The organism is Brevibacillus nitrificans, assembly GCF_003710965.1.
Classification (GTDB): Bacteria; Bacillota; Bacilli; order Brevibacillales; family Brevibacillaceae; genus Brevibacillus; species Brevibacillus centrosporus.
This window is the reverse complement of sequence record NZ_RHHU01000017.1, coordinates 354,300-367,667: the sequence shown is the minus strand read 5'-3', so window position 1 is coordinate 367,667 and position 13,368 is coordinate 354,300. Positions and strand designations below refer to the sequence as shown.

The following is a 13,368-nucleotide window of genomic DNA, read 5'->3' as shown; positions in this document are numbered from 1 at the left end:
TCTTTATAACGCCCTTTCTCCAAACTGCTTACATGGAACGGAGTGTTCCGCGCGTCGCCATCAGCAAAAACTCGCGGACTTCATCCAGCGTGATTCCCATGTTCTTCGCTTCCAAAATCAATTCCTCCCACTCACGATCCCTCTCCTCGGTGCCAATCTCGTATGCGTACATGGTACTTCCCCCTCTCCAGCCTTACTTTCATCGGCAGCCAACGGTTTTTCACTATTAGGCAAAAGGCTTGTTTCCTGCTATAATGAGTGAATCAGCAAAGAAAAAGGATGATTCTTTCGATGATTGGAACACGTATCAAGAACCTGCGAAAAGAAAAGGGGATTTCCCTATCGCAACTGGCTGAACGTGCGGGAGTTGCAAAATCTTATCTCAGCTCCATTGAGCGAGACATTCAATCCAATCCTTCACTGCAATTCATTGAGAAGATTGCCCAAGTGCTCGATGTTCCCATGAATACGCTAATCGAGAAAGATCCTGCTGCCGAACAAGATTTCGATCAAGAGTGGAACCAATTGGTTTTAGAAGCAATGAAGTCTGGGGTCAGCAAAGAAGAGTTCCGCGGTTTTTTGGAATTTCAAAAGTGGAAGCTGTCACAAAACAAGGAGTAAGCTAGTTTAGCTTTTTTGTGTAACGGACACTCCTTGCACCCAATTTTCCAAATAGTGCAACAATGGGGTTCGCAGCTCATCGTTTCTCATCGCAAATTCGATCGTCGTCGTGATAAAGCCCAGCTTGTCGCCAACATCATAACGAACTCCCTCAAACCGATAAGCAAAGACCGTTTGCACTTCGTTGAGGCGTTGAATGGCGTCCGTCAGCTGGATTTCTCCACCCGCCCCGGTTTCCTGACGCTCCAAAATATCGAATATTTCCGGCCTCAAGACATACCGCCCCATGATCGCCAGGTTCGATGGCGCTGTTCCTCTTTGCGGTTTTTCGACAAATGCCCGAACCTGGTACATATCTCCCTCTGCTGTGAGAGGATCAATCACTCCGTATCGGGAAATCTGGTCCTCCGGCACCTCTTGCACGCCAATCACTGAGCACTGTGTATGCTCGTATAGATCCGTCAACTGCTTGATGCAGGGGATATCCGAGCGAACGATATCGTCCCCCAGCAAAACGGCAAACGGCTCCTGCCCGATAAACTTCCTGGCGCACCAAATGGCATGTCCCAGCCCGAGTGGTTCTTTCTGGCGAATATAATGGATATTCGCCATTTTAGCTGAGTGACGCACCCGATCCAGCAAATCCAGCTTCTGCTTCTCCCGCAGATTCCATTCCAGCTCGAAGGCGGAGTCGAAGTGATCCTCGATGGCCCGTTTCCCTTTTCCTGTCACGATGATGATATCCTCGATTCCGGCTTCTACCGCTTCTTCTACAATGTACTGTATGGTCGGCTTATCTACGATTGGCAGCATTTCCTTTGGCATCGCTTTGGTTGCAGGCAAAAATCGAGTGCCCAAACCAGCAGCCGGGATAATGGCCTTTTTGATTTTCACTTGTGCCACGCTCACTCCTACCTCCTAGGGTAACCGGATCAACTCGGATAAAGCTCCTCGCAGCGCTGCCATCTTCTCTTTCGCATCCTCATCGCTTGTCGGGGCATTCGTGCTGAGGTAAACCTTCATTTTCGGTTCCGTACCCGACGGCCGAACCGCCACCCACGATCTGTCCGCAAAAATGAATTTGATGACGTTGGATTTTGGCAAATCCAGCGTTTCCCCCTGCCCTGTCTCTACTCTCGTTTTTATTTGACGCTCGTAATCCTCCACCGTTTCGACCACATACCCCGCCAGCTGCTTCGGAGGGTTTGATCGCAGGCTGGTCAAGCATTCCTCCATCTGCTCGCGCCCTTCTCTTCCTGAAAGGGTGAGAGACACCAGCTCTTCACGATAGTAGCCATACGTTTGATAAATTTCCTCCAAGATTTGAAACAGGTTTTTCCCTTGCTGCTGGTAATAAAGGGCCATTTCTGCTACGAGTACAACGATTTGTACCGCGTCTTTATCGCGAACGAAGTCTCCCGCCAAATAGCCGTAGCTCTCTTCATATCCAAAGACAAAGGTATGCGACCCCACTGTGCAGCATTCTTCGATCTTTTCGCCTATGTACTTGAAGCCTGTCAGGGTATTGATGGTCTTTACCCCGTGTCTCTCTGCAATTCTCTCTCCCAAGTCCGAGGTGACGATCGTTTTCAGCATCAGTCCGTCTGTATAGGGCCCTGCCTGTTGGAGCAAATAATGCAGCAGCAGTGCACCTAGCTGATTGCCGTTCACCATCTCATATGCCAAGTCGGTCTTTACCAGTACCCCTAACCGATCTGCGTCAGGGTCTGTCGCCATAATCAAATCGGCCTGTGTGTTTGCCGCCAGCATCAAGGCTTGATCAAAAACTTCCCGCTCTTCAGGATTCGGTGCTTTTACAGTAGGAAAACGAGAGTCGGCCGTCGATTGCTCTTCGACGACATGGACGCGAGTGAAGCCTACTCGTTTCAGCAGTTCAGGGATCAGCTTTCTTCCTGTTCCGTGAAGCGGGGTATATACGATGCTCAGGCTGCTGCCCTTCTCCTGTATCAACGGACGCTGGCGCAGCAGCTGTTCGACTTGCCGGTTGTATGCCTCTACCACTTCGCTGCCGATCATGATGATCTGCTGATCCCCTGGCGTGGCAGGTAGCTGCGGAATCTCCAAGGGATCCCCGCTTGCTTGGATTTCATCGTAAATATCTTGGGCATCCTGTTCGGTGATTTGCCCGCCGAGTTGGTTATAGACTTTGATTCCATTGTATTCGGGTGGATTGTGGCTGGCTGTAATGACGATACCTGCGGAGGCATGGAGATGGCGAATCGCAAAGGAGAGCAGTGGAGTAGGGACCATTTCATGAAACAGATACACCTTGATTCCTGAATGCGCAAAAAGAGATGCCATCTGTCCAGCAAACTCTTCTGAATATTTCCTGGAGTCATACGCGATCGCAATACCTTGCTTCGCTGCGGCTTTCCCCTTCTGTTGAAGGTAGCGGGCAATTCCCTGTGCCGCTCTTCGGACGGTATAGACATTGAGGCGGTTGGTGCCGGCACCGATGATCCCTCTCATACCTCCCGTTCCAAATTCCAGCTGTTTATAGAAACGTTCCTCAATCTCTTTCTTATTTGTACCGATCTGTTGCAGTTCCTCATAAAGATCTGTCGGCATCTCCCTGTGTGAAAGCCAGCGAGTGAACACTTCCATGGCACCAGGACTAGGATTTGATGCCTTGTTGGAATCTAGCATGAAAGTCACCCCTAGTAATCAGTTCGTCCCGACTCCTCATCCTGCGCACGATCTACACTGGGAGGTTCGGCGGATAGGCTTATACTACAATACGCCTATTTGAATGACAATAGACTTAATTTGTCGTTTAAACAAAAGAAATAGCGAATTCTGAGCAATATGTCGATTTGTCAATAGTCTTTTTTTCGCTATATTCCTCACCCTTTCATCAGTCGTTACGGACAGAAAAGCACCCCGAATATTGCATCGAGGTGCCACTCTTCCGAACAGTCTTATGAGCCTGTATAGCTGATCATCTGCACCCAGTCCGTGTTCAGCACGTTACTGGTTCCCGTAGTCAGCCTACACCATCCTGTGACAATGTACCTGCTGCCGGCATTTCCTCTGACGACGGGAGCTGTGTTTTCGATTATATCGCCCGCTGTCCATTTGCCTGTAGTCGGCATAGCCGTACCCTGCATCCGCCGCAAGCCGTTTGCCATCGTCCCTTTGTAAATCACGCCATTTACGTTGATACAGGTCGTCGTCCCTGCCTCGTTCACGTATATGCCTGTGCTGTTGTTGCTATAGGACACGTAGCTATTGCCGTTTGTCGGAAGCTGGCATAAATTGAACATGGCTTCCGATCCATTTTGCACAATGTGATTAAAGTTGTTCGTTGTCGACAAATCGGTGGTTTGATAGTTGGGGAAGCGGCAGCTATTCATCACCACGTTGGAATTGGTGTTCACGTAAATCATCGATGACGTCCCACGCGTGGTGGCAGCGCCATAAATCAGGTAGCCAGAGAATCCATTTACGACCGCGCTCGTGTTTTCAAAATAGAACACGTCTCCTTTGACATCCTCTGCCCCACATCCATTCATGGTAATTCCGTTGCATTTTTTAAAGGAATAGGCGCGAGCTGTTCCTGTCTTGACGTGGTCGACGCCGCAGCTGGTAAAGGTGGAGTAGTTGAGCAGGGTGATATCAAAGCCTACCTGCGCCGTATTTGCCCAGACATTGGTTGCGTTCAAGCTTGTACCCGTTCCGTTGTTTGTACCATCGTCCTGCCAGCACAGGGCGGAGACACAGTCCCTAGCAAAAAACTTGTTGATGCTCGTCATCCAGGAGTCAAAGGTGAAAAAGCCGTAGTCACAATAATAGGTTTGGATGTTGCTGAAGGTGGCGTGGGTAGTGCGGGGTCCGTAAATACCGAAGCGTACTTGCTTGGGGGCCGTGGAATAAAGCGTTAGGAATTGAATGGAGGTATTGTAGTTCGTGGAGTTGTCACCGTGGTCAATGAGGAAGAAGGCATCGACGTTGTAATCGTCTGTGACTGCACCTCCCCGCGCTTTTCGGGTTCTGGCACCGATCGTCGTGTTTGTTGTTTTTTCGATGATCGTACAGGGGACAAACGTGAATTTACCTGTATAAATATCGTCGAGAACAACCGAGGAAATGGATGTTCCTTCGAGGACGATTCCCTGTGGCGGCAGCAGAATCGGCTTTCGGATTTTAAACCGCTGAATGGGGAACGTTACGACCCCTTGAATATTGGATTCAAAGTTGTTCGCGCTGTTTTTTGCCTTTTGCGACACGTCGTTAACAGCTCTCTGGATCGCATCGGACCAGTCTTCCGTTGCTGTGCCGACATTCAGCGCATACTGTTTGTAATCTGTAATCGAGACCACATATGGCTGTGGTGTTAATATACTCATCCGCATACCTTCCCTTCTCTATATAGATTGGACCTGCTATACGATATGCAAAAGACGATTTTTAGCCACGGCTATTCCAAATTTCCACAATCCCCTATTCCCTGCGTACAAGCGTTAGAAAACTTGGCTCCTTCAAGCTTTGTGGCGGAGCCATAGTTGCACTAATACTGGCTAAGAATCTTATCATTTCCTCCTGTAAAAAAAACAAGCTGTTTGCCCGACGTTTTGGGCTACAGCCTGTTTTCAAAGGTTTTGTGAATGGCTACGAGTCTTGTGCCGTTTGCGCCTCAGCTGCCCCGTGCAGAACTTGGTCGATCTGGCTCTTGATGCGGGAGCGCTCCTCATTTGACACAGCGTAATAGTAAATGCCGTTGATCATTTCCCCCTGCCCATTGATGCGCAGCACATTGATCTGATCCAATCCACTTTTATAATGAAACATCAGGTTTTTCATGTCATCGAAGGTAAGATTCGTCTTGACGCTTGCACCGATGTCGGCCAGTACTTTATCCAGCTTGTTGACCGTGCTGATTTCCTTCGCTTTCCCCATCAATTGCTGGAGAATCAACTGCTGACGCTTGTTGCGGCCAAAGTCTCCTTCGGGATCATCGTGGCGCATGCGGGCGTACGCCAACGCCTTTTTTCCATCCAGTGCGATTTTGCCTTTTTCAAAACGATATCCTTCGTAGCTGAAGGCGTGCGCATTGTCCACGACCACTCCCCCGAGCGAATCGATGATGTTGAGGAAGCCCTCCATATCTACCTTGACATAGTAATCGATCGGTGTATTCAGGAAGGCTTCGACCGTCCGGACCGTCGCAGACATCCCCCCGAAGGCGTAAGCATGGTTGATTTTGTCCTGTTTTCCGCTGTCGGCCATCTGCGTACGCGTATCACGCGGAATGCTGAACATCAGCGTCTGCTTAAGCGTGGGGTTACTCGCCAGGTAAATGATCGTATCGGAGCGTCCTGCGTCCGTCCCGCGCTTGTCTACACCGAACACCAAAATGGAAACCGCTTTGTTTTCCTCTGCCTCCTGTGTCTTTTGTGCGTTGGGGATGGTTTGCGCCGTTCCTGCTGCAGGAGATGACTGCGGTGCTGATGGCGGCTGATTCGTCTTGTCCTGCCCAGCAACCGGGGCAGGAGGCAATGCTTCAAAGATCGCGTGCGCGGTTTGCTCAACATTTTTGTAAAGCTGATAAAAATAGACAGAAGTCCCGACTACTCCTATTCCCAGTACAACAAGCACGATCCGCATGATTTTTTTCATCAGCCAGTCTCTCCCACTCCCGACTTTGGACAAAACCTCTACTACTAGCGTATGGCAAAGCTTCGCAAACCTTTACACGCACGCAGGATTAGAAAACTTGGCTCCGTCAGGCTTTTGTGGCGGAGCCTTCGCTGCACTTATACTGGCTAAGAATCTTATAAATGCTTACGGTAGTACAAAAAACAGCGATCGTGATGGATCGCTGTTCTCGCTGTCTACCTTACCCGACGATTTGCAGATTGGGGTTATATCGTTTTACGTACTCGTAAATATCATCGCCAACCAGCTTCTCTTCCGCTGGCTTGTGAGGCTGCTTGGCACTGTGCGCCACCAGTTGCTCGCGGCCGCGCTCAAGGCGCTTGCGGGCAGCATCCGGGAGTGTCAGAACATGGGGAACCAGCAGTTGAAAATACCATACTCCTTGATGTTCTGCAGAAACATCTATCTCCAGCTCGATATCGTTGCTCTCGAATTCGTACAAATGGGTAAACAGTGCCTCTCGATCCGATGCAGCCAGCGTGGAAATGTCTACACGGACTACACTCAGATAGTACTCCTCGTTGAACAGAATCATCTCGGAATCAATCGGTTGATACTTTTTCGTTACCAGATCCATAATGCCTCCCTGAAGTACTGAAGTGGATGTCATATCTTGTAGCATACTATATTTTCGAATATTTAGGCAACTCGTTCCATGCAGAAGGAGAGGCAGCTTTTGCCGCTCTCCTTTTGTCTGCTCTACAACAAAGTGGAGCCTTCTACGACCGCTTGGGCATCCTCACGGGTAATCAGCACCGCGCGAGCCTTTCCTCCGCTTTGTCCTGCTACATATCCATCCGCTTCCATCATTTCGATCAGGCGGGCAGCCCGGTTGTATCCTACGCGGAATCTGCGCTGCAAGCCGGATGCAGATGCCTGGCCCTGCTCTGCCACAAACACCAAGGCTTCCAGATACAACGGATCATCTCCCGCATCGAAGGACTGAACCTGCTGCTCCAAATCTTCCTTGCTGAAAATATAGGAAGGCTTGCGTTGTTTTTTGATCACTTGGGTGATGCGCTCAATCTCGTCATCGGAGACGAAATTCCCTTGCAGGCGAATCGGCGTCGTGCCGCTCTCCAAAAACAGCATATCACCGCGTCCCAACAGGCGCTCTGCACCAGACTGATCCAGGATCGTCCGGGAGTCGACCTGTGAAAATACGGCAAACGCCAATCGCGTCGGCACATTCGCCTTGATGTTTCCGGTAATGACATCTACAGATGGCCGCTGTGTCGCCAGCAAGAGATGAATGCCGCACGCGCGCGCCTTTTGTGCGATCCGAATGATGCAATCCTCCACGTCCTGCGGAGAGACCATCATCAGGTCGGCCAACTCATCAATGACGATGACAATATAAGGAAGCTGATCATCCGTCGTTTGATTGTAACGATCGATATCCCTGACGCCTGCATCCACGAACAGAGCATAGCGCTTCTCCATCTCTTCTACGGCCCATTTGAGAGCAGCCGTCGCTTGCTTCGCCTCCGTGACGACCGGCGTAACCAGATGCGGCAGATGGTTGTACGGTGCCAGCTCCACCATTTTCGGGTCGATGAGCAGCAGGCGTACCTGTTCTGGCGTCGCCTTGTACAGCAAGCTGACGATAATCGAGTTGATGCACACACTCTTACCTGAACCTGTAGAGCCTGCGATCAAGCCATGCGGCATTTTTTTAATATCCGCAATGATCGGCTCTCCCCCGATGTCCATCCCCAATGCAACAGCCAACGGAGAGCTGTGCCCCAGGAACTTGTCGGAGCCGATGATCGTGCTGATCATGACAGGGCGGCTCGATAGATTCGGCACCTCAATCCCGATTGCGTTGCGTCCGGGGATCGGCGCTTCGATACGGATATCCTTTGCTGCCAGATTGAGCTTGATATCGTCGATCAGGCCGGTAATTTTATTCACTTTGACGCCAGGAGCGGGCTGCAGCTCAAATCGGGTCACCGAAGGACCTTTGACGATACCGACTACCTGTGCGCTAACGTTAAAATTGGACAGCGTCTCTTCCAGCAGAAGCTTTTGCAGCTGTGTATGCTCGTCATCATCGTCACTCGGTACCTGGCCCGGATTGAGCAGATCCAGCTGAGGCAATTCATAGGACGGCTCCTGTTCTTCCTGACCAGCTCGCTCGGAGACAGCTGCGACCTCCCGGGCTGCTGGGACAGATCCAGCTCCTGCTGTCTCCACATGCCTTGGCAGCGGTGGGCTGCTCAACGGCTGCGAGATAGCGATATCCGGAACTGCCTCTGGCGCGTCCATGCCTGCTCGTTCCAGCAGCCGTGCCACATCCGATGCGTAATCGGTCTGCCTGCTGGCAGCGATATGCGCTTCGGCTGCTGCAGGTGCAAAGGCAACCTCATCGGCGGTATCCGTGTAACGATCCGATTCCGCAAGCTCATGCGTCTCTTCCTTTTCTGGCCCAGCTGAGTTTTCCTCAACGGGGGGAGCTACACGCGGGATTTCTGCATCCGTGTCAGGCGACTGCTCTGGTTCTGGTTCAGGCTCCAGCTCGATCACCGGGTTTTGGTCAGGGTCAGATTCTAGCAAAGGAATACTCACTTCCACTGCGGAATCCAAGTCGTCCCCCTGCTCTGCTTCTTGCGCAGTTTCAAGCTCCGCTACTGCCTCTTCTTCAAGCTCGATCAGATCTACTGGTTCAGTCGCCATCTGCGCGATTGCCGTGCCGTCCTCTTCCAAACTCTCTAAGGAGAAAGCACCCTCTTCGTGCTCCGCAAGCGCCTCTTCCTCCCTGCCTTCAGGAAGAACAGGAGCTTCGGTCTCGGAAGTCCCGTTGCCCTGCTCCTGTTCTTGAATTCTAGAGCTGTGAGACTCCGCAGCTGTTTTCTCTGCTTTGATCCATTCTACTGACTCTACTGATTCTACCTCTATTGCAGCACTGACTACTTCCTCGCGCGCGGTTTCCCACTCGACTGCTGAAGCCGCTACTTCGATCGGAGCTTCTCGCAGCTCATCGGTTGCAGACAGCTCCCGAACATCAGTCTCATCCAGCCCGATCGCCACATTCGTTTCAACTATCTCTGCAGGATGATCGGACGCGTACTCCTCCTCGGCCGGTCCCTTGCCTCCCGCTTGCAGCTGGTCCCACAGCTTCAGCTGGTTTAAATGCTCTTCCTGCTCGAGGCGCGGGTACACGATCCCCGCTGTCGTGTGGATCCGATGCTCTTCCTCACGCGTAGCAGGTGTGATCTTGCCATAGACCGGGGAGACAATCTCGGAGGGCTTGTACGCTTTCTTCGGCTCATCAGGCTGGCGAACGCGAGGCGGCTGCTCCGGACGCGGTTCGGCATGTCGGACTGCACGTTCTGCTTGTTTTTCTGGAAAGGATTTTGGCTTTTCCTGATTACGAACCGTGTCTATATTCCTGCTTGGACTTTGAACAGGAGGGTTGTCGCGCAAAGACGGCCCTTGCTGCCGCTCGCGTGTAGACAGCCTTTGCTCGCGCTCGCGCATCACCTCTTGGCCATCTACCTGCTTGTCCTTTCGCTTTTTCTCTGGATATTCGTCTGGAACCACTGGAAAACGAAAATACCGTTCTCTTTCCCGAGCGAGCTCGTTGTCACTCCGTGTGTTCGCACGCTCTTTCGGATAAATGCTTTTCGTTTTCGCTTGGAGCTGTCGGGGAGCTGATGGAACGGAGGGACGAGAGTCGTTATCTATCCGCTGCTGTTGTTCTTCATCATCATCGCTCTGAAAATAGCTCAAAAGCCTTTGAAGCCACGACCACATGTTGCAACGCCCTTTCTTTCGCTAACCATCTTTTCCCTTTCATCTTACCATGAAACAGATTGGAATTTTGCGAGATTGTGATTTTTTTCCGTATTTGCGAAACCTTTTCCCATTTCAAACGTAGATAAAAGTGGGACTGCAAAAGGATACATAGGGGAGGAACAACAATATGTGGAAAAAAGGTAGCGCCCTGCTGGTTGCGGGGATGCTGGTTCTAACGGGCTGCTCAGGTGAAGCTTCCTTGGTCCGTGATTCGATCGTGGCGTCTATTGAAAAGCCGAACTATGATTATCAAGGGACTCTGAAGCTGACAGGCGACGTCGATAAATTGCCGGCAGCTTTCGGAGAAACAACTGTAGACAATGATGAAACAGCTCTGCTCGCTGCACTCAAAGCTGGTGTGAACGTAAAAGGCTCCCAGCTGGATTTGAAAAACACAAAGGTGCAGTTCGAAGTCAATGACGATAAATTGCTTCGTGACAACAAGCTGTGGGATGGCGACAAAAAGGCTTCCGTAGAACTGATCGTGAACAACGACGATTTTTACGCAAAATCGCCACTCGATAGCAAGTACCTGAAAATCAGCGCGGATACTACCAATGCTCTCGGTGTTTACAGCGACTCTGAGGCAGATCCGGTCAAGCTGAAAGAATATCAGGATAAAATGAACGACCTCACGATTAACTTCGTGAAAAAATACATCGCCAAATACGGATACACCTTCTCCAGCGCCAAAAATCTGGGTGTAGAAACAGTCAACCTGCCGAACGGTGAAAAAGTGCAGGCGACCCACATCAACATCAAGATCGATGCCAAAGAACTGGTGAAAATGTTCTTCTTCACAGCGAACGATGCCGTTGCTAGCAAAGACGTGAAAGACTTTGCGATCGACATGATGGTACTCGCAAACTCCCTGCAAGAAGAGCTGAATCCTGAGCTGGGCAAAACGACCGAAGCAGAAAAACGCACGCAGGCAGAAGCAGCCGTAACGGAAGGAATCCAGTCTGCTAAAAAATGGCTGGACGAAACTACCAAAGTGTACACACCAGAAAAAATCGTAGAGGAAATGAAGAAAGAAGGCTTCCAAGGTCTCGCATGGAACCTTGACTTCTACATCGACGATGCGAAAATGGCAGTTCATCAAAAGAGCTCGCTGGACGTAACCTTCCAAACTCCTGAGATGAAGCAAGCTTTGACCGTTGGCCTGGAAGTTGACCAATACGCGTACAACTTCGGAAAAGCCACGAAATACGAAGTACCTGCGAAAGATGCGGGCTTGACTGTAGAGCAGCTCTACGCCGATGAAAAGGCAATCAACAACTTCAGCGACAAAGGCTTCATGCGCCCCGTAGCGGAAAGCTTGCTGGAGCAGCACAAATGGCAAAAAGAATGGGAAGCTGAGCTGGAAGCGGAAGAAGCAGATGCAGTAGCAGTACCAGCTACTCCTGCTCCCTAAGACTTCCCTCTCGCAAAAGAAAGCACGACGCTCATTGGGCGCCGTGCTTTTTCTTTTCGATCAGATGATCCCTCTTTGGTGCAGGTAATCGATGACTGTCGCCACAGATTGCTCAACCGACAGCGTCCCGCTCTCGATCACCAGCTCAGGGGCTATCGGCTCCTCGTACGGGGAAGAGATACCTGTGAACTGTCCGATCTCTCCCTTTCTGGCCTTTTCGTACAAGCCTTTCACATCCCGACGCTCGCACTCCTCCAGCGAGCATTTGACGTAGACCTCGATGAACTCTCCTTCTGCCACCAAGCTGCGTGCCAGAGCACGGTCTTCCAAGTAAGGGGAGATAAACGCGGTCAGCGTAATCACGCCAGCGTCCACAAACAGCTTCGCAACCTCACCGATTCGCCGGATGTTCTCTTTCCGGTCCTCCGCTGAAAATCCCAGTCCGCGGTTTAAGCCATGGCGAATGTTGTCTCCATCCAGCACATAGCTCGCCAGCCCCCGCTGATGCAGCTCGTGCTCCACGGCATTGGCGAGCGTCGACTTGCCCGCCCCTGACAGACCCGTGAACCAGATTACGCAGCTTTTATGTCCCGCTCTCTTTTGGCGATCTTCCTTGGTCACCGTCGTCGGGTGCCACACGATATTGGCTGTTCCCTCTCTGCTCATCTCTCACGCACCTCCTAGTCTCTGGCACTAACCGGCGCCTGCAATCCCTCGATCAGGACGCGAGCCACTTCCGCACGGCTGAATTCTGGCGGCGGAGCTTCTCCGCGCGACAGCATCTCTCTCACTTTCGTACCAGACAGCGCTACGTGATGATCGGCGTCATGCGGGCAGGTTTTGTTCGACGCCATGTTCCCGCACGTGCGGCAATAGAAGCTGTTTTCAAAGAAGAGCGGCGTGATCCCCAGCTCCTCCGCTGTGAAGTTGCGGAAAATATGCTGAGCGTCGTAGGTGCCGTAGTAATTTCCCACACCTGCATGATCACGCCCTACAATAAAGTGGGTGCAGCCGTAGTTTTTACGGACCATGGCATGGAAAATGGCTTCACGCGGACCTGCATAGCGCATCGCGGCAGGGAACACAGCCAGCTGCACACGGGATGCCGGATAGTATTTCGCCAGCAGCACCTGATAGCTTTTCATCCGCACGTCGGCTGGAATATCGTCCGCCTTTGTCTCCCCGACTAGCGGATTCAAGAAAAGACCATCGACGATTTCCAGGGCAGACTTCTGAATGTATTCATGGGCACGGTGTACAGGGTTTCGCGTTTGAAACCCGACGACCGTCCTCCAGCCTTTCTCCTCAAAGAGCGCCCTGGTTTCCGCCGGATCAAAGTAATGGCTGGCGAACTCCCCTTTTTCCGTCCTTTTTACGAGCGTGATCGGACCGGCGAGATAGACGTCAGGGCGCTCCAGCAGTTTTTTCACGCCTGGATGGTTTGTATCGTCTGTTCCGTATACCAGCCGAGCTTCTGCCCTTTTATCTGGCTGGAAAATGTCCGTGACCTCGAGCAAGCCGTACACGATTCCCTGATGAACCAGCCGAACCTGCTCGCCGATTTGCAATCCTCCAGCCACCCCTTCTGACACAGGCAGTGTGATCGGAATGCTCCAAACGGTTCCATCGGCCAGCCTCATCCGTTCGACGACAGACTCATAGTCTCGACGATCCAAAAAACCGGTGATGGGGCTAAATGCACCGATGGCAATCAGCTCCAGATCAGATAAGGCAAAACCATCCAGCTCTACCTCTTTTTTCGCTTGCGCAAGATTGGCTTCCGGATGAAACCGGTTGACCAATACGCCTCCGTGTGGTGTGCTTCCACTCATCCATTCCCACCCCTTATTTCTATTTTC

Annotated in this window: 11 protein-coding genes; 2 read left to right on the top strand and 9 right to left on the bottom strand. The window is 51.4% G+C overall.

Going from position 1 to position 13,368, the window contains the following annotated elements; genetic code table 11:
• Positions 1–28: 28 nt before the first annotated feature.
• Complete coding sequence (locus EDM59_RS24955) at positions 29–172, bottom strand: anti-repressor SinI family protein (protein WP_122926090.1); 144 nt, start codon at positions 170–172, stop codon at positions 29–31.
• Positions 173–291: 119 nt separating this feature from the next.
• On the opposite strand from EDM59_RS24955, the gene EDM59_RS24950 reads away from it, so the two are divergent.
• Entirely contained in the window at positions 292–621 is a 330-nt protein-coding gene (locus tag EDM59_RS24950) for a helix-turn-helix domain-containing protein (protein ID WP_122926089.1), read from the top strand.
• Positions 622–627: 6 nt separating this feature from the next.
• On the opposite strand, the gene galU is transcribed toward EDM59_RS24950, so the two are convergent.
• The 6 genes from galU to EDM59_RS24920 form a co-directional block, all read right to left on the bottom strand.
• Positions 628–1,524, bottom strand: coding sequence for a UTP--glucose-1-phosphate uridylyltransferase GalU (gene galU / locus EDM59_RS24945; protein WP_425456030.1), 897 nt, complete (start codon positions 1,522–1,524; stop codon positions 628–630).
• 15 nt (positions 1,525–1,539) lie between these two features.
• The gene (locus EDM59_RS24940; RefSeq protein ID WP_246011231.1) at positions 1,540–3,288 is read right to left on the bottom strand and encodes a phospho-sugar mutase; all 1,749 of its coding nucleotides are present in this window, start codon (positions 3,286–3,288) and stop codon (positions 1,540–1,542) included.
• 272 nt (positions 3,289–3,560) lie between these two features.
• Complete coding sequence (locus tag EDM59_RS24935) at positions 3,561–4,988, bottom strand: hypothetical protein (protein WP_148040858.1); 1,428 nt, start codon at positions 4,986–4,988, stop codon at positions 3,561–3,563.
• 262 nt (positions 4,989–5,250) lie between these two features.
• A complete protein-coding gene (locus EDM59_RS24930) occupies positions 5,251–6,258 on the bottom strand; it encodes an LCP family glycopolymer transferase (protein WP_122926087.1) in 1,008 nt (335 codons plus the stop codon).
• 220 nt (positions 6,259–6,478) lie between these two features.
• Entirely contained in the window at positions 6,479–6,874 is a 396-nt protein-coding gene (locus EDM59_RS24925) for a hypothetical protein (protein WP_122926086.1), read from the bottom strand.
• Between the two features lie 122 nt (positions 6,875–6,996).
• A complete protein-coding gene (locus EDM59_RS24920) occupies positions 6,997–10,053 on the bottom strand; it encodes a DNA translocase FtsK (RefSeq protein WP_122926085.1) in 3,057 nt (1,018 codons plus the stop codon).
• Positions 10,054–10,222: 169 nt separating this feature from the next.
• Here EDM59_RS24920 and EDM59_RS24915 point away from each other — a divergent pair, with 169 nt between their 5' ends.
• A complete protein-coding gene (locus EDM59_RS24915; protein WP_122926084.1) occupies positions 10,223–11,509 on the top strand; it encodes a hypothetical protein in 1,287 nt (428 codons plus the stop codon).
• Between the two features lie 60 nt (positions 11,510–11,569).
• On the opposite strand, the gene cysC is transcribed toward EDM59_RS24915, so the two are convergent.
• Positions 11,570–12,175 (bottom strand): adenylyl-sulfate kinase, encoded by a 606-nt coding sequence (cysC, locus tag EDM59_RS24910; protein WP_122926083.1) that lies wholly within the window; start codon positions 12,173–12,175, stop codon positions 11,570–11,572.
• 14 nt (positions 12,176–12,189) lie between these two features.
• Positions 12,190–13,341 (bottom strand): sulfate adenylyltransferase, encoded by a 1,152-nt coding sequence (sat, locus tag EDM59_RS24905; RefSeq protein ID WP_122926082.1) that lies wholly within the window; start codon positions 13,339–13,341, stop codon positions 12,190–12,192.
• Positions 13,342–13,368: the final 27 nt, after the last annotated feature.